This window comes from Gilliamella sp. Pra-s60 (assembly GCF_009795755.1).
Classification (GTDB): domain Bacteria; phylum Pseudomonadota; class Gammaproteobacteria; order Enterobacterales; family Orbaceae; genus Gilliamella.
Genome location: NZ_WTFA01000008.1, coordinates 36,881 through 54,473, shown reverse-complemented (window position 1 = coordinate 54,473; position 17,593 = coordinate 36,881). Strand labels below are relative to the sequence as shown.

15 protein-coding genes and 1 riboswitch are annotated in these 17,593 nt (G+C 35.8%); of the genes, 7 read left to right on the top strand and 8 right to left on the bottom strand.

Annotated features, from left to right (window positions below; genetic code table 11):
- Window positions 1-4 precede the first annotated feature (4 nt).
- The 4 genes from GQ596_RS07075 to rne form a co-directional block, all read right to left on the bottom strand.
- On the bottom strand, window positions 5-994 hold the full coding sequence (locus tag GQ596_RS07075; RefSeq protein WP_160400985.1) for an oligopeptide/dipeptide ABC transporter ATP-binding protein: 990 nt from the start codon (window positions 992-994) through the stop codon (window positions 5-7).
- 2 nt (window positions 995-996) lie between these two features.
- On the bottom strand, window positions 997-1,857 hold the full coding sequence (locus GQ596_RS07070) for an ABC transporter permease subunit (RefSeq protein WP_160400984.1): 861 nt from the start codon (window positions 1,855-1,857) through the stop codon (window positions 997-999).
- Window positions 1,850-2,785: an ABC transporter permease subunit gene (locus GQ596_RS07065; RefSeq protein ID WP_160400983.1), complete on the bottom strand. Its 936-nt coding sequence runs from the start codon at window positions 2,783-2,785 to the stop codon at window positions 1,850-1,852. The genes GQ596_RS07070 and GQ596_RS07065 overlap by 8 nt, the downstream gene beginning before the upstream one ends.
- Window positions 2,786-2,863: 78 nt before the next feature.
- Window positions 2,864-5,560, bottom strand: coding sequence for a ribonuclease E (gene rne / locus GQ596_RS07060; protein WP_160400982.1), 2,697 nt, complete (start codon window positions 5,558-5,560; stop codon window positions 2,864-2,866).
- Between the two features lie 761 nt (window positions 5,561-6,321).
- Here rne and syd point away from each other — a divergent pair.
- The 5 genes from syd (at window position 6,322) to gluQRS (ending at window position 10,362) form a co-directional block, all read left to right on the top strand.
- Window positions 6,322-6,855 (top strand): SecY-interacting protein, encoded by a 534-nt coding sequence (gene syd, locus GQ596_RS07055; protein WP_160400981.1) that lies wholly within the window; start codon window positions 6,322-6,324, stop codon window positions 6,853-6,855.
- Window positions 6,856-6,985: 130 nt separating this feature from the next.
- Window positions 6,986-8,161 carry an amino acid aminotransferase gene (locus GQ596_RS07050; RefSeq protein ID WP_160400980.1) on the top strand — a complete coding sequence of 392 codons (1,176 nt, stop codon included), beginning with the start codon at window positions 6,986-6,988 and terminating at the stop codon, window positions 8,159-8,161.
- Window positions 8,162-8,354: 193 nt separating this feature from the next.
- Window positions 8,355-8,840, top strand: coding sequence for a 2-amino-4-hydroxy-6-hydroxymethyldihydropteridine diphosphokinase (gene folK, locus GQ596_RS07045; RefSeq protein WP_160400979.1), 486 nt, complete (start codon window positions 8,355-8,357; stop codon window positions 8,838-8,840).
- 136 nt (window positions 8,841-8,976) lie between these two features.
- A complete protein-coding gene (dksA, locus tag GQ596_RS07040; RefSeq protein WP_160400978.1) occupies window positions 8,977-9,432 on the top strand; it encodes an RNA polymerase-binding protein DksA in 456 nt (151 codons plus the stop codon).
- A gap of 42 nt (window positions 9,433-9,474) precedes the next feature.
- Window positions 9,475-10,362: a tRNA glutamyl-Q(34) synthetase GluQRS gene (gene gluQRS, locus GQ596_RS07035; RefSeq protein ID WP_160400977.1), complete on the top strand. Its 888-nt coding sequence runs from the start codon at window positions 9,475-9,477 to the stop codon at window positions 10,360-10,362.
- Here gluQRS and moaA read toward each other — a convergent pair.
- A complete protein-coding gene (gene moaA / locus GQ596_RS07030; protein WP_160400976.1) occupies window positions 10,342-11,316 on the bottom strand; it encodes a GTP 3',8-cyclase MoaA in 975 nt (324 codons plus the stop codon). The two genes, gluQRS and moaA, sit on opposite strands and share 21 nt — an antisense overlap.
- A riboswitch (molybdenum cofactor riboswitch) is annotated at window positions 11,311-11,437 on the bottom strand. Its footprint overlaps the gene before it by 6 nt.
- Window positions 11,438-12,131: 694 nt before the next feature.
- On the opposite strand from moaA, the gene GQ596_RS07025 reads away from it, so the two are divergent.
- Window positions 12,132-12,395: a hypothetical protein gene (locus tag GQ596_RS07025; protein ID WP_160400975.1), complete on the top strand. Its 264-nt coding sequence runs from the start codon at window positions 12,132-12,134 to the stop codon at window positions 12,393-12,395.
- Window positions 12,396-12,629: 234 nt separating this feature from the next.
- Complete coding sequence (locus GQ596_RS11105; protein WP_160419960.1) at window positions 12,630-12,794, top strand: hypothetical protein; 165 nt, start codon at window positions 12,630-12,632, stop codon at window positions 12,792-12,794.
- Between the two features lie 106 nt (window positions 12,795-12,900).
- On the opposite strand, the gene GQ596_RS07020 is transcribed toward GQ596_RS11105, so the two are convergent.
- The 3 genes from GQ596_RS07020 to GQ596_RS07010 form a co-directional block, all read right to left on the bottom strand.
- Window positions 12,901-14,565 (bottom strand): hypothetical protein, encoded by a 1,665-nt coding sequence (locus tag GQ596_RS07020; RefSeq protein ID WP_160400974.1) that lies wholly within the window; start codon window positions 14,563-14,565, stop codon window positions 12,901-12,903.
- Between the two features lie 1,045 nt (window positions 14,566-15,610).
- Window positions 15,611-16,597, bottom strand: coding sequence for a putative type VI secretion system effector (locus GQ596_RS07015; protein ID WP_160400973.1), 987 nt, complete (start codon window positions 16,595-16,597; stop codon window positions 15,611-15,613).
- Between the two features lie 34 nt (window positions 16,598-16,631).
- Window positions 16,632-17,432: a hypothetical protein gene (locus GQ596_RS07010; protein WP_160400972.1), complete on the bottom strand. Its 801-nt coding sequence runs from the start codon at window positions 17,430-17,432 to the stop codon at window positions 16,632-16,634.
- Between the last annotated feature and the right edge of the window lie 161 nt (window positions 17,433-17,593).

Sequence of the window (17,593 nt, the reverse complement as noted above, 5' to 3'; positions counted from 1 at the left end):
ATGGTTACTCATCAGTATTTAACGGAAAATGACAGGCTACGAAATGATCTTTTATCGGTATTAGCTCAGGGGCTTGAATGCATTTTTTTTGCGCATAAGGACATCTTGGTCCTAATCGACATCCAATTGGTAAACGCTCAAGAGAAGGAATCACTCCTGGTAAAGTATTTAATGGACTTTTATGTGGCATCGCTTTACCAAAATCTGGAATTGCATAAATTAAAGCTTGAGTATAAGGATGATAAGGTGATTTAATTAGCTCTTCACTATCAGCAACTTCAACTGTTTGCCCACAATACAGTACGTTAATACGATCTGTCCATCGAGTCACCATCTGCAAATCATGGCTAATAAGTAAAATAGTAGTACCCATGTTTTGATTCATACTAGCCAACAATCTAAAGATTTGCGCTTCAGTTGTGGCTTCCATCGCATTTGTCGGCTCATCTGCTATCAGTAGTTTTGGTTGATTAGCCAATGCAATTGCAATCATCACTTTTTGACACTCACCTTCTGTCAATTCAAATGGATAAGATTTTAATATTTCCTTATGATGTTTAATGCCAACTCGATGTAACAGTTCAATGGCACGATTTTTACGCCAAAATAACCTTTGCCACCAATGCCCTTTAAAAGTTCGGCTTGGTATCGCCTCAATCAATTGTTGACCAATTTTCATTGAAGGATCTAAGCAAGATTGTGGTTCTTGAAATATCATCGAAATATTATCACTAATGACTTTTCGACGCTGTTTAGGTGTTAACTTTAATAAGTCAATATTATCAAAATGAAAGCGATCAGCTGAAATTTTCCAATTATGATTAGTCACTCCTAAAATGGCCTTAGCAATAAGGCTTTTTCCTGATCCTGATTCACCAACCAAGCCTCGAATTTCGCCTTCAGATAACTTCAAATTAACACGGTCAATCGCGCGCAAAAGGCCATCTGGCGTAATAAACTCAATGGTCAAATTTCGAATATCTAATAATGCCATAATTAAGTTCCTGCCCGCTGTCCATACAACCCAAAATTGAACAAATAAACAAAAATAATTGTAGCTGACACCGCAATTCCAGGAGATAAAAAGGCTAAATAATTAGTTGCAATAATATCTTTCATTTGAAACATCATCATGCCTAAATCAGGTCGGGAAACATCGTTAGCAAAACCTAAAAAAGTTATAGTCGTAATAGATAAAATAATTGAACCAAATAACGAAACAATTTCGGTCAAATAGACAGGTAAAATATTAGGTAAAATGTAATGGTTTAAAATTGAAAATGACGATAAACCATCAAGCCTATAAGCTGTAATATAAGTTTTATTCCATTCATTGATAATACTCTGATGAATATTGTAAATAAATCTCGGTGTATATGATAGCCCAATAATCAATAACATATTGGTAATATCATCCTTAAATAATAAGCTAATAACAATCACACCAAGTAACGGAGGAACAACCATACAGAATTTAAAAACAAATAATACAAAAGGACGTATCAATGATATAAAAAACATTAAGTAATTAATTAACCCACCAATGACAACCACATAAAATACTGTTTTTAATGTCATTGACATAGTTGAACGATAACCTATAAGTAAAAAACCAAAAATATCTTGTCCTTTATCATTTGTTCCTAATATATGATTGATATCACCATTAGGCCACCAAGCTGGAGGTAATAAAGCAGGATAAATCGGATCTAAATGAGCATGAAAGAACCACTTAGTTGACAATGCCACAAATGTAATCGCCAATATACCATAAAAGCCAACAATCAAATAAAGATTACTATGCAACCGATTAAAGCATGAATTTACACGTTTAAGTAACCTTACTCGCCTAGACATAATGTTCCTTATGGCGTAAAGGATAAATCACAATCGCCAAAATTTCGCCTAATAATGTTAATAAACTAATAACAGTGCCACAAGCTAAAATGGCAATAGAAATAATAAAATAATTATGATCACGATAAGCAATCATCACCCACTGTCCAAGCCCTACTCGATTAAATAGAATTTCAATAACCATCGTTGAGAATAACAACGTTGTAGTATTATATGTCAGCTGTGGAATGGTCACTGGAATAGAATTAGGTAATAAATGCCGACGTAAAATTTTAAACGGTGAGCGTTCGCGGATAACTGCCATTTTAATAAAATTCTGTCTCGATATATTTTTTACATTTTGACTGATTAATTGAATAGTCATAATGCTAGGCTGAATAGCTAAAAAAATAATTGGCAAAATTAAATAATGTAGTTGTTCAAGTAGTGCTGGCCATTTAGATGTATTTGTTGAAATAAAAATATCCAATAAAGAAGTTCCCGTTACCGACGGTGACATATCAAAATTCATTGATACAAGCCAAGTTGGTGATAACCAATACATCACAATAATAACAAGCATAACGATAGGACAAGAATACAGCAATAAAGCCCCTAAGCGAATCGTACTATTTAACCAATTAATATTGCTTAAGCCAAGAAACACACCTAAAGGCAACCCAACAACTAAAGCAACCAATAGAGCAAGAATACACAATTCAAATGTTGCTAATAATGTATGAAAAAACGGTACTGTTTCTCCTGTTAATAATCTAAATTGACCTTGCAACAACTGCTTAAAAAAAACAATATAAGCATCAATAAAATTTAGATTATGAAAGTTAGACATTGAATGAGGGGTAAAATAAACTAAACAGAAGCTAATCTGAGCTAGCACGCAAATAATAAATAAAAACGTAACTATTTTCTTAAAAATATAGATAATCATTGTTTATCTTTATTGATATGATAAATAAACAAAACACGGTAACATAAAAACATCACCGTGTTTTGATTTATCTATTTATTAATCCGGTATCACCGGTTTACTTGCTGCAGCATATGCATGATCTTGCGCACTTAAACCGCCAGCATTACCTTTTCCTTCAAAACAATAATCTGACTCATCACGTGCTTTCACTCCAATATCAGAAGTCACATATTCTGGTGCGGGAGCTTTAGCCATTGCAGATGAAGAATAACCTATTGATTGAAAGTCATTAATTTCCAAATCGACATCATTACTATTTTTTTCACTATGTTTAAGTTCTTCTTGAGCATTTGTAGAATCATTAAACACATCATCAACGGTGACACTATCAACACTATTGCTATTTACATCCTCTTCATTTTTAACAATAACAGGAAGCAAAAGTGAAGGGATAACAGGTGTCACAATACTAGAATCGTCATTTGTTATTTGACTATAATCAACAACAACACGACCTAATGCTAACTCTAATGATGCTGCAGCAAAAGGTAATGGCATTGGAGATTGTTTTAGTTCCACATTACGAACACGACGTTTATTACGTTGGCCATTCATTCGTAAATGCCTTGAAGCACGGCGCTGACGTCTTGGTTGAGTTTCAGATACAATATCGTCTTCAGTTTGTTTAGAAACAATAATTGGTAACAATAAAGAAGGAATGATTACTCTTTCTTCTTGAGCTTGCTCTATTGTATCGCTATTTTTTACACGAACACTTTTAGCCAATGCGCGTTGTTGGCGCCTTGGTTTAACTTCACGCTGTTTCGGTGGTAGCGTTTCGTCAGCAGACCTATCTACTTTTACATTACTTGTTGAATTTGACGAATTGGTATTTGAGTGACTATTTTGTTTAGCTCTGCGATTATTATTTCTACTTTGCTCTTTAGCCTCATCAATATTACCCGTTGTTGCAACAACACCAGTAGCAGTATTAGCAGCACTATTGTTTCGATTATTGCGTTGACGTCGATTATTTGTACGTTGATTATCTCGTCTTTTAGTTGTTTTTGGTTTAACTTCTGGTTCTGGTTCCGCTTTTTCTGAGGCAAATAATTTACGTAGTTTACCCAACAACCCACCAAATAAACCTTCTGATTTTTTAGTTTTTGAATCTGTTTTATCTTTTGGAGCAACAGATGCTTCAACTTTAGGACCAGATAACACTGCTTGTTCAACAATCACTTCAACGGCTTGTTGTTCATCTTCCTCTTCTTCAAGTTCACGAATCAGTTTTGGAAGATTATAACTTAGCACGTCCGTTTCTTCGCCAGCACGTTTGCGGATGACTTTATAAAGCGGCGTTTCCATCTCTTCATCGCCAGCAATCACAATTTTCACATCTGGATGCATTCGTTCAATATTGGTAATAGCGCGGCGTTTTTCGTTAAGTAAATAACTTGCAATGGGTACAGGAACGATAACATCAATTTGTACAGTATTATCTTTCATCGCTTCTTCTTGAATTAATCGAAGAATAGAAAGAGATAATGAATTATTATCACGAACAGTGCCAGTGCCTTGGCAACGTGGACAAATATGATGCGTCGCTTCACGTAAAGATGGACTTAAACGTTGGCGTGACATTTCAAGCAAACCAAAGCGCGAAATACGTGTAGTTTGAATACGTGCACGGTCTGTTTTCATTGCCTCTTTTAGGCGATTTTCAACCTCACGTTGGTTACGAATTGGTGTCATATCAATAAAATCAATAACAATCAATCCACCTAAGTCACGCAAACGTAACTGACGAGCAATTTCTTCAGCAGCTTCAAGATTGGTATTAAAGGCGGTTTCTTCAATATCGCTACCACGAATCGACTTAGCCGAGTTGATATCAATTGCAGTAAGTGCTTCAGTGGTATCAATAACAATAGAACCACCAGACGGCAAACGAACTTCTCGTTGGAATGCCGATTCAATCTGTCCTTCAATTTGGAAATGGTTAAATAAAGGCACATCGCTCTCATAAAATTTAAGGCGACTAACATACTCAACTCGTCCCAGATCAGCTAAGCGTTTTTTAGCAACTTCAAGTACTTTAGGATTATCAATTAAAATATCGCCCACATCATCGCGTAAATAATCACGAAAAGCACGAGTGATAATATCACTTTCTTTATGGATTAAACTTGGAGCAGGATGTCTTTTAGCTTCGTTTAAAATTGCTGTCCAATAGTTAACTAATGCATCTAAATCTTGTTGCAACTCTTCTTGGGTTTTACCAACCCCTGCGGTTCGAGCTATAACACCCATCCCTTTGGGTTTTTCAATCGCATCAATAATTCGTTTAAGATCGGCTCTTTCCTCACCTTCTATACGACGCGAAACCCCACCAGCACGTGGATCATTAGGCATCAACACCAAATAGCTACCAGCTAAACTAATATAGGTGGTTAACGCTGCGCCCTTTTTCCCGCGGATTTCTTTTTCAATTTGGACAAGGACTTCTTGCCCCTCTTGTAGATGTTTAATACTACGACGTCCAGAAATATTAGATGGGAAATAACTTTCTGCAATCTCTTTTAGCGGTAAAAATCCATCACGCTCACCACCATAAGAAACAAAAGCAGCTTCTAAACTTGGATTGATTTTAGTAATTTTACCTTTATAAATATTGGCTTTCTTTTGCTCATGTCCAAGGCTTTCTATATCTAAATCATATAAGCGTTGGCCATCAACAAGCGCAACACGCAGCTCTTCTTGCTGAGTTGCATTGATTAGCATTCTTTTCATTATTCTACACTCTTCATTAATCTTAGTTAACTATAGGCAGAATCTTATTATTAGTAATAAATGTATATTTTAACAATGATAAATAACGGAACTTAATTAACTTCAATACGGCATTCATTATTTTATTTGTGTTATTTTTGTTATTATTTTATGTGAACCCAGTATTATTTATACAATATCTATACAAAGTTTTAGGTCATTATTGACACTTAAAAGCTCTGTATATTTCTTAAACTATCATTAATTATATAATTAATTGATATTATTGTTATAATTAATTTGCAAACCTCAGCTCGTTTACCTACTTTAGTTAACAAACTAAAACTTCATATGATTGTTTAAAATAAACATATTATTTAATGATAATGACTCTACTTACGCTATTTTATTTTTTAATAAATTGTAATGTCTAACGCCATTGCTGCATTACAAGGATAAAAAATCCCTGCTTATTATTAACGTTTCGGCAAAGGATAGCAAGTAAATTAAGCGCACTGTTTTACACCCTATTAGCAAGCTACTTCTTATTGTTTACACATAGGCTTTTAATTAATAATTTTTTTATATTATTATTCAATTAATTTATATTAAAACGCCTTACTAACCTTAAACATCTTTACAATTTTTGTTTTTTTTATTTATCGACTTAATCAAAAATAAGATTTTAATAAACTGGCGCATCTACTACCTTAATTAGTATAATAATTGTTAATAAAAGCAATAAAATAAACAATAAAATAAATAAGAGATAAAGTCGACTTATGGATAACCCAGATAAAACAGCCCTAATAAATTTTACTTCACGTTGGCTCAACCAATTTGACGATGCGCCACAAAGTGAAGAACTGCACGCCATACCCTCACCTTGTATTCTAAAAACAGAACAATTAACTGTATATTGGCAACCTTTTTTATTAGTTCCACCAAGATCTTTAACTATCGTTGAGCAACTAATAGGCATTACGCTACACCCAAGTAGCCATGTTTTTTATGGCACACAATACGCAGGCAATATGCCAGCTAAGATTAACAACATTAATTTAGTTTTAATTCAGGCTTGGAATGATGATGATTTTTCAAATTTAGAACAAAACCTAATTGCTCATCTATCACAACAAAAAAAGTTACGACGCACACCAACGGTATTTATAGCCTCGACGGATGAAAGCACCGAAATCATTAGTTTAAACAACCTAACAGGTGAAATTGTAAAAGAAGATCTTATTACCGGAGAGCTAACAATATTAGCCGATGATTTACAACAATTTTTACAGCAACTAGTTACCTGTTGTTAAAAAATATATTGGTAAAAAATAAGATTAATTTATTTAAAAATTTTTTAATAGATTGTCATTATCAAAATTGTAACTTACAAAATAATGTGTATATAATGAACTAAAAGCCATTAGATCAGATAGGTGAATTATGTTTGAATATTTAACAGCAGCTCCGGCTGATCCTATTTTAGGATTAGCCGATCTTTACAACAAAGACGACCGCACCAATAAAATCAATCTTAGCGTAGGCGTCTATAAAGATGAAACAACCAAAACACCTATTTTAGAAAGCGTAAAAAAAGCAGAACATTTTTTATTAGCTGATGAAACAACTAAAAGTTATTTAGCTATTGACGGTATCAACGACTTTAATATTGCAACGCAAATTTTGCTCTTTGGTCATGAAAATGAACGAGCAAGAACGGCTCAAGCACCAGGTGGAACAGGCGCTTTACGCATAATGGCAGACTTTTTAGCTCGCAGAACGAAAGTAAAACGAGTTTGGATAAGCAACCCTTCTTGGCCAAATCACCGCAGTATATTTCAAACCGCAGGACTTGAAGTTCGTGAATATCAATATTACAACCCTGAAACTCACAGCCTTAATTTTGATGCCATGATGAACGATTTAAGCCTTGTTGCTACTGGTGAAGCAGTACTATTCCACGGCTGTTGTCACAACCCAACAGGTATCGATCTAACACCCGAACAATGGCAGGCGATCTCGGATCTAGCCTTAAAAAATGGCTGGTTACCATTATTCGACCTTGCTTATCAAGGTTTTGGACAAGGTATAGAAGAAGACGTCTACGGCTTAAGACTCTTTGCACAAAATCAACCTGAATTACTTATTGCCAGTTCCTATTCAAAAAACTTTGGTCTTTATAATGAACGTGTTGGCGCATTCACCCTAATTGCTGCCAATAGCGAAATTGCCGATCGAGCCTTTAGCCAAATAAAAACGATTATTCGGGCTAACTACTCCAACCCTCCTGCACATGGTGCTAAAATCGTTTCTCACATTTTAAACAATGAAGAACTAAAAGAAGAATGGATTAATGAGTTAACCAATATGCGCCAACGCATTCACCGTATGCGCCAACTATTTGTTAAAACCTTACAAGATAAAGGTGCTAACCAAGATTTTAGCTTTATTGTCAAACAAAATGGCATGTTTTCATTTAGTGGTCTAAATGAAGAACAAGTACTCAAATTGCGCAACGACTATGGTATCTATATTGTTAATTCAGGTCGTATTAATGTTGCAGGTATGACATTAGATAATATGTCTAGACTTTGCGAATCAATTGTTAAAGTGCTATAAAAACGACTAAATATCAAATTTATCATTCCAAACTAACCAATAAACCGCAGGCTTATTGGTTTTTTATATCATCATTTAGATCAACATTCCAAAACAATAAGTAACAAAACGATATAGCTTTTTTGCTAATAATGTTATGTGTTAAAATCGTTTTTATCAAACACCAGCCATATCAAAAAGTAAACGACCAATTATGTCTATCTGTTATATCGCCTTAGGCAGTAACCTTGAAGATCCATTATCACAAGCTAATCGTGCAATAATGGCATTAAAACAATTACCTAATACAACATGTTTAGAAGTATCACCTTTTTACCGCAGTAAGCCACTGGGACCGCAGGATCAGAATGATTATCTTAATGCTGTTGTAAAAATTAAAACAGCCCTATCTCCCATTGAACTACTCGATGCATTACAGACAATTGAAAAAGCTCAAGGTCGTGTACGTAAAGAAAATCGATGGGGAGCAAGAACCTTAGATCTTGATATTTTACTGTATGATGATTTAGTGATCGAAAGCGAAAGACTAACGATCCCTCACTACCATATGAAAAATAGAGAATTTGTTCTCTACCCACTCTTTGATATCAGTCCTGAACTTATTTTACCTGATAACGATAAGTTGTATGATTTAGTAACCCAATGCCCTAAAAATGGATTAGAAAAGTGGGATAAGTAATTATCTTTATTAATAACATACAGTTGTACTATTTTGCTTATTTATAGGCAGAAAAAAGATAAAAAAAAATTTGCCAACAGCTAATTTATTGCTATAGTTTACCGCTTGCAAATAATCTGTACTTAAGGGGATTGCTGTGAAAAAGGAACAAAAATTAAATACATCTTCTCTTAGCTTGCTTTCAATTGCGGGGCTTAAACCTTACCAAGAAGCAAAAGGCGAGGAGTATATGAATCCTAAGCAATTAAAACATTTCAAACTTATTTTAGAAGCATGGCTTGCTCAATTACAAGATGAAATGGGAAAAACAGTTTCGCACATGCAAGACGAAGCGGCTAATTTCCCAGATCCAGCTGACCGAGCAACGCAAGAAGAAGAATTCAGCTTAGAATTACGTGCTCGCGATAGAGAACGAAAACTAATCAAAAAAATCGAAAAAACATTAAAGAAAATTGAAAACGATGATTTTGGTTATTGTGACTCTTGCGGGGTTGAAATTGGTATTCGCCGCTTAGAAGCAAGACCTACAGCTGATTTATGTATCGACTGTAAAACACTTGCTGAACTTCGCGAAAAACAAATGGGCATGTAAACCCAACTTTCTTAACCTTTTATTATTCTACCTAACTGACCTATGCACTATATTGGTCGTTTTGCCCCGTCACCATCTGGACCATTACATTTTGGTTCACTGGTGACCGCTCTTGGTAGCTATTTACAAGCAAAATCTTGTCATGGCAAATGGTTGGTTCGTATTGAAGATATCGACCCACCACGAGAAGTAAAAGGCGCATCATCACTCATCTTAAAAACATTAGAAGCCTTTAATTTATACTGGGATGATGAAATCTTATACCAATCGACGTGCAGTGAACGTTATCAAGCTGTTCTACAAACTCTTTTAGATAAACAGCAGGCTTATTTTTGTGACTGCACAAGGCAACGCATTCACAATTTACCTTATGGGATTTATGATGGTTTTTGTCGTGATCGACATCTAAATAGCCCCAACCAACCACTTGCCATACGCCTAAAACAGACGCAACCCGTATATCAATTTACCGATCGCATTCGTGGCATTCAAACGTTCGACGCCCAAAATGCTCAAGAAGACTTTATTATTCACCGCAAAGATGGTTTATTTGCTTACAATTTAGTGGTAGTACTTGATGATCACCAGCAAGGTATTACCGAAATAGTGCGAGGTGCAGACTTATTGCCTGTCACCGCTAAACAGATTTCGCTCTATCAGCTTTTGGGCTTACCAACACCAAGCTATTGTCATTTACCATTGGTACTAGATAGTAACGGCAACAAGCTTTCCAAACAAAACCACGCAAAGGCCATTGAAGTCAGTAATACACAATCCTTAACAATACAGGCACTACAGTTTTTAGGACAACAAATCCCTCAAGATTGGCAAGATGCCACGCAAAAACAGTTATTAGATTGGGCAATTAACCACTGGAAAATAACCAATATTCCCAAACAAAATCGCTTATTAACCACCAACATAAGATAAATTAGGCATAACACCAACCTTATGGTCATGCAATAGGTGTTTTTCAGGCTTTATCATTAACGAAGCAAAGATTCTTTCAATTAATTGTTGTTTTTGCTCTGAACTTTGGAGCAAATCACGCAAATCAACAGACGCATCACCAAATAAACAATAATGCAACTGCCCAATTGATGATACCCTTAACCGATTACAACTCTTACAAAAATCTTTTGAATACGGCATAATCAACCCAATCTTACCTTGATAATCGCAATGAGTATAAACCTTAGCGGGTCCAGATAAAGCTACTTTAGGCTGCAACAACCAACCTTGCTCAATTAGTTGTAATTCGATTGATTGCCCTGAAACATGGTGACGATTAAAAATATCACCACTTTCGCCTGTTTCCATTAGTTCAATAAAACGCAACTCAACAGGACGCAGTTTAATCCATGATAAATAATCAGTTAGATTATCATTCATGTTTTTCATCAAAACGGTATTAATTTTGACCTTTTTTATACCCACTTCTAACGATTTTTCAACACATTGCAATAATTCTTTAAGCTTATCTTGCCCAGTAATTAATTTAAACAAATGGGGGGAAAAACTATCAATACTAATATTAATCGCATTCAAACCTGCTTGATGCCAATGATGGATATTTTTTAATAAACGTGACCCATTAGTTGTCATGGCAATTTCGTTAATACTTGGATATGCAGAAATCAGCGACAAAATATCAACAAAATCACGACGCAAACTCGGTTCGCCACCTGTTAACCGAATTTTGTGCACACCAAGTTCAGCAAATGTTGATACTACATTATCAATCTCGTTAAGAGTTAAAAATTGATGTGCTTTATTAAGTTGATAGCCATTAGGCAGGCAGTACTGACACTGAAAATTGCACTGCTCGGTAATCGACAAACGCAGATACTGAAATCGACGTTGATAATTATCCATTAATTGCATATAAAACAAACACCTTATCCAAATCGGGAAGCATAGCCATTTCTGAGCTATACCGCGGCTAATCCACCTTATGAAATCACTATTTCACTTAGGTAAAAGAGCTTCAGAGTTTGATTCAGTCTAGCATAGACTTTATTTTTTGACTATGAACAAATTGGCTTTTACAAATAAAGGATTTTTGACGGAAATAATGTCTTTTTTTGTTAGAGTATAGAGAGGGTTGGGTGCGGTGGGTTTGTTAGTTGTGGGCGTTTAATGCTAGTTATGCAAGCGGTTGATTTTGCTTGAAAAGAGTTAAATAAAAACTTCAATAAAATCAATACCTTTCCTGACCGATTTTTTAGCGGAAAATTAGGCCTTTTTTGTTTTTGTGAATAGAATAAATTGGGTGCGGTGGTTTCGGACGTTTGAGCTTTGGGTGAACAAAATAGCCACAGTGACCACGTCCGATTTAGGGGATTTTTTGCGAAATCCCCTAAAAACCCCTCGCAAGGCTACAGAATGTGGCCTTCGGCTACCCCTCCGCCGTCGCTCGGTCTTAACGCACCGTTTGTGGAAGCGCTCCAAGCGCGCCACAAACTCGCCAAACGTCCTGTTTGGCGTGCTAACCTCGCTCTGTTGTCGGCACATTCTGACGCCTGAATAAAACAGATAGCATAGCCGATTTTTTTTGGGGGATTGTTTTGTTTGATAAAAGCATTGTATAAAAACTTCAATAAGATCAATGTCTTTCCTGACCGCTTTTTTGCGATTAAATGCAGTTATCCAGAGTGTGCTTTTATTGGTTTTACGGGTTTGTTAGTTGTTGGTGTTTAATGCTAATTATGCAAGTGGTTGATTTTGATAAAAAAGAGTTAAATAAAAACTTCAATAAAATCAATACCTTTCCTGACCACTTTTTGGAGGGTTTTTGCAGTGTTTTTTATAAAAAAGTGACTTATAAAAGCCGCTCAAGGTTATGCTGTCTGTCTTGTTACGGCGTCGGAATGTGCCGACAACAGAGCGAGGTTAGCACGCCAAACAGGGATGTTTGGCGAGTTTGTGGTGCGTCGGGAACGCGTCCACAAACGGTGCGTTAAGACCGAGCGGCGGCGGAGGGCAGCCGTAGGCCACATTCTGCAGCCAAAGCGTGGGATTGCAAAGGGAATTCGCTTTAATTCCCTTTGCTCGGACGTTGTCACTGTAGCTATTTTGTTCACCAAAGGTCAAAACGTCCGAAACCACTGCACCTAACCCATTTCATGCACTAACAAAAAGGATTATTTTGATAAAAAATCGGTCAGGAAAGGTATTGATTTTATTGAATTTTTTTGATGTTTTTTAACAAAAGCCTAAACGCCCAAAACCTTGCCGTACTAAAAATAAACCACCGCTTTAAAGCGCCACAGCGTAATCCACTAAAACTGCCATCTACGCTTTCTGCGTCGGCGGCGGGGGGGCGGCGCTATTGTGGCTTTGCCACAACGGCGCAACCCTAAGGGAAACGCCCCAACTTACGCGGGGGCTTTATTCTTTTTTATATTATCCCCTCAGGCACCATAATCGCCCCCCGCGCCCTAAGGATTAAGAACTAAACGCTAAAAGCTAAAATTCGCAAACAGCAACGTAATGGGTGCTGGCTCCGGAGCTGACGACGCCGCCCTTGTACGAGTTGACAAGGAACCGGTGGGTGCTATCCCTTGCGTCTCTCGTCCAGTAGCTGTAGTTGATGAAGCCCGTACCAGCGTAGTTGCCCATGGAGCCCCACTCAGTAAAAAACCCTGCGCCTATGTGACGCTGATAATGATTACCAGATGAACGAGGTGATACGCCATCTATGCTATTTACACATGGGAAAGAACTATCTACACCACACTTCGCATTGGTTAAATACCTTACCCTAGCCAAACGATAACCCAAACGATTACACCATAATTCTTGACGATAAGCGCTATCCATTTCAGTACCACGATTGACGAACCACTGCTTTATCACAAATCCATACTTCACCTCATTACCACTTCTATCCCTACCCACCAACTCGAAGGTCTGTGGCAAAGATGGACGTGCAACTCGACCTGGATAGTCTGTGGGTATTTGACTACTATCAGCCCTAGGACCACTCAACGTTACCCGTGCTACCCGTTTCCCTCTATCAACACTAGGAATCCAATTATCATTAGGTATAACATTTGCCACCGTAGCCATTATTCCACCATGAGTGACCCGAGACCAAGTTAACTGAGCTACATCTAACCCCACTACATCCAAATCAAAATACAAACCATCTGCTCCTGTAGTAGGAAAGTTCCTGCCGTAAGATGATGGACTCGTTGACTGAACTAAAAAGCCCTTACTAGGATTCCATATGTTAGCCGGACCTGCGTAGTCTGGATTATCATTAGAATCGATGCCAGTAGTACCATCATATAGCAAATTCGGCCTTGCGTAACAGACACCAACAGAAGAATCAGGCTTGATATAATACTCCGCACGACCACCACTAAATGTACTACTATTCGGCAAACCATATTGTGTAGCTAAACTACCTCCTGTACTATTTAAGCTTACCTTATAAGGAGCTTTACATTTACTTACTGTATCATCACGACTAACGGTATAACCATCTTTATCATAAATCACTACCCCTATACTCCCTGATGCAGTAACTCCACCAGCTCCCTGTCCATCTCCATCGTCATCCCCCCACTTCCCTCGGGTAATTAAACTATTTAAATTGATAGATGCTGAACCCGACGGTATCACCATATGAATATCATTAAAGGTGAAATTTCCACTAGGTAACATTATCGGATTTGTAGCACTCGATGTGTTAGTTGATGGTGTGATAACTCTACCATTTGGCAACTCTATTGCCAAAAAGGTGTCCGTATTCGTTGCCTTGGTCCGCCCCCCATCAAACGTTAAATACGGCGCACTCCCCTCTATGACTTTTGATGTCTGTGCCGATAACGCCTGTACTCCCTGCGTATATGACAATAACAACAATGGCGCAAAAACTAATGCGGATTTAGATAACAATGATGGCTTAAACAATAATCGCGGTTTGGATTGTAATGGCGGTTTATATAACCGTTTGGATATCGGCGATAATTTTGCCGAAAATATGGCCGATGACGGCGTCGATTTCGCTACGCGAAATGACTTCGGTAATGAAAATAACTGTGGCGCCTGTTTTTGACCACTGTGCGAATCAATAAGATTTAGGGCATAGGTTTGGCAGGCCAGATGCCAGATGCCAGATGCCAACCATGGTAATGCATTTTTATTCCCTTGTCAAGTAATTTATTGTTTTTTATCGATTTTTATATCCGTTCGCTTTATTTTTGAGCGATTCCCTGCTTGAATAAGCCTAAAAATTATAGCTTGATGGCGAATAATCTGCCACTTTTTTTGTTAATTTATTGTAAAGATTTGTTAGAAGGTTGAGTGCGTTGCTTTGGATTTTTTTGGGGGTGGTTTTGTTTGATAAAAATGCCAAAAAAAACTTCAATAAAATCAATACCTTTCCTGACCGATTTTTTTGGGGTTTTTGCGTTGCTTTTTAGATAAAAAGCGACTGATAAAAACCACTTAAGACTATTTTATTTGTTTTGTTTTGTTTTGTTTTGTTTTGTTTCGATTTTAGAATATGCCAATAATAGAGCAAGCGCCGATGTTGATTGAGTTAGCATCCTCATTTTGCATTTGGCGCTATAAAAAAATAGCACGGTTGAAAGTTGAAAATTCTATCATAAAACTTATACCGTGCTTTTACTAATGTTAGGATGTATTTTATTGTTATTATAGGCTTTGGTTTTAATATCAAAAGGAGCTATTGTGGCGGCGGTGTCATCATGCCGTTCAATATTTTTTGTTTAATTTTTAACAGCTATCAATATATAAAATAAGAAAAATCACCTAATTTTAGGTTGCAAAAGTATAGCGATTAAAAAAATTTTTAGTTTGATTTTTTTGTAAAAAATAGTAAACAAATGCTAATTAATAATAACAATGACCTTTTTTATCTTAACGTATCAGTGGTGATTTATTCATTATAAAACACCATGTTACACAACATTTATAACTAACTGATTTTTAATGAAATAAAAACTTCAATAAAATCAATACCTTTCCTGACCGTTTTTTGGCTGAAAAATGGCTGTTATTAGCGTGTTCTATTGTGGTTTTTTGGCTAGGATATTTTGTTGGTAAATCATAAAAACCAAAGAATTAAAAGATAAAATCCCGAAATAAATCTACAGGATTTTACCCGTGGTTTTTACATCTGAATCAAATACTCAACAGTTAACAATTATTGCTCGCTTTTGTGATTGTTGTTTTCAGTATGAATAACGTTAATATAACTAGGGATAGTCGGCGCATTAAGATGAAAAAACACCCATTGAATGCCATCTATTTTTTGTGTTTGGCGTAAATATTGTTTTAGTAATATCTCGTCTTGTGAATCATCTTCTGATTGCTGATGCATATAATGATCAATAAACTTATTATATGTGTCTTCATCAATCGTTAAAGAAGCATTGTTATTTTCACAATATTGTCTGTATAAATCGAATAATTTGTCACTAAAAACAGTATATTCTTTTTCAATATCAACCGCTTTAGGATTACTATAACCCAAAGTTGCAAAAATCTTATCAGCAATAACAGAACCTGAATTTGATTTTTTTAATGTAGAAAAGGTTAGATAAGCAGGTAAAAGAAATAATAATCCCATAGCAGCCATAAGAAGTAGCGAAAAATCTTGTTTAGAAAAGGTCATTACTACAAAATAAAAGAAAATAAATACCCCCAGTCCTGCTGTACCAATAAGGAGAATAAGCGGTAAAATAGGCAGTTGTCGCTTTTTATTGTTAGCTTCCGTTCCCTCGGTTGCATAAGGATGTAACCATAAAAGACTATCGGCAGGTCGGCGTAATGCGTAAGCAAAATAGGTTCCTTCTGCTAGTTGATCGACAACAACCTCTACATAATCGCCTTCATTGAAAAATGCTCGACAAAATGCACCTTCAATCACCTTATCGCCTAATTTGCAACAAAAATACTGCTCAATATCGGCTGTGTCGCAATCAATGTTTTGCATTTTTGATGCGTTTATTCTCATTCTATTAGCCATAAAAACTAAATCTAAATGCCCAATTCTTAATAAATTGATATCAGGGCGCCCAGCTAATTTGCGCGCATTAAGATAACTTTCTTGCGTGTCATAAACTTCAAGATCGGTGATATAACCAGTAATCATTTGGTAATAATGACTATCACTTATATTTTGTTGCATGTTCTTTATTCCTTATATTTGTATATTAGATTATTTACTCATTTTTATTTTGCTCATCAATAACTTTAACCCAATTAGGTAAAATTGGTGTTCTACAATAGTAGCTAGTTAATGATTTAAATTTTTTTAACTTCTCAAAATCAGGAGTCTGAGGGTCGTTAAATATTTCAGGATCATTAATTCGGTGCAATTTTTTAAAACGTTCTTTTTCTTTTTCAGCATCATACTTCCAAGGTTTCTCGTACCCAAAACAGGCATAAATTTGATTGGAAAAAAAAGAGTATCCACCTTCGCCCATAAAAAAAACAGCAATAATTGCAATGATCCAACCCAAAAAACTGTATTTAAATATGTTAAAAATATGATTTAATGAACAACCATTAAATATTTCAAAAATTAATAAAAAAAGTAAGATGACAACGGCAAATATCGACATCAGAATAAAACTAATTTTTAAAATTACGAACGTTGTTAAGCCAATACTTTGCGGAAAGAGTATCGCATGCCGTTTTGGAATTCGTACGGCATAAGGCTGATAAACATCATTTTTGGGCGACTTAACAAGCATTTCAACATAATCGCCGTCTTTAAAATCAATCGTATTAAGCCTTCCCTCGACTTTTTTATTGCCTACATAGCAATAAAAGTATTGCCCCCTTAAAGGAGGGCGACAACAAATAAAAAAGCAAATAAATGCTATTATTGAACAAATCACCGAACAAATATCTTTTTCTATTCTATCCGTCGCCGTTAACTTAGTGTTAGTCTCTTGGCTATTTTGACTTACCTTTAAACAACGGACTGTTCCTTTTAATAAGAAAAAATTATTCTTCATTAATTCAATATCTTATTTCGTTTTGTGCTAAAATTACGGCTCATTTTATATTATAATGGTATAATTAAACATAATAAAAATTAATTAAAACTCATCCATATTGGCACAAGTACCCATCCATTAGACAAAAAATGAAAGTAATACCTTTACTATAGAGATTG

Coding starts and splice junctions, on each gene's coding strand:
- GQ596_RS07010 (WP_160400972.1), bottom strand. CDS start 17,432: ATGAAGAATAATTTTTTCTTATTAAAAGGAACAGTCCGTTGTTTAAAG.
- GQ596_RS11105 (WP_160419960.1), top strand. CDS start 12,630: ATGTTTTTTAACAAAAGCCTAAACGCCCAAAACCTTGCCGTACTAAAA.
- GQ596_RS07015 (WP_160400973.1), bottom strand. CDS start 16,597: ATGCAACAAAATATAAGTGATAGTCATTATTACCAAATGATTACTGGT.
- GQ596_RS07070 (WP_160400984.1), bottom strand. CDS start 1,857: ATGTCTAGGCGAGTAAGGTTACTTAAACGTGTAAATTCATGCTTTAAT.
- rne (WP_160400982.1), bottom strand. CDS start 5,560: ATGAAAAGAATGCTAATCAATGCAACTCAGCAAGAAGAGCTGCGTGTT.
- folK (WP_160400979.1), top strand. CDS start 8,355: ATGTCTATCTGTTATATCGCCTTAGGCAGTAACCTTGAAGATCCATTA.
- moaA (WP_160400976.1), bottom strand. CDS start 11,316: ATGCAATTAATGGATAATTATCAACGTCGATTTCAGTATCTGCGTTTG.
- GQ596_RS07065 (WP_160400983.1), bottom strand. CDS start 2,785: ATGATTATCTATATTTTTAAGAAAATAGTTACGTTTTTATTTATTATT.
- GQ596_RS07075 (WP_160400985.1), bottom strand. CDS start 994: ATGGCATTATTAGATATTCGAAATTTGACCATTGAGTTTATTACGCCA.
- gluQRS (WP_160400977.1), top strand. CDS start 9,475: ATGCACTATATTGGTCGTTTTGCCCCGTCACCATCTGGACCATTACAT.
- GQ596_RS07025 (WP_160400975.1), top strand. CDS start 12,132: ATGCTAATTATGCAAGTGGTTGATTTTGATAAAAAAGAGTTAAATAAA.
- syd (WP_160400981.1), top strand. CDS start 6,322: ATGGATAACCCAGATAAAACAGCCCTAATAAATTTTACTTCACGTTGG.
- GQ596_RS07050 (WP_160400980.1), top strand. CDS start 6,986: ATGTTTGAATATTTAACAGCAGCTCCGGCTGATCCTATTTTAGGATTA.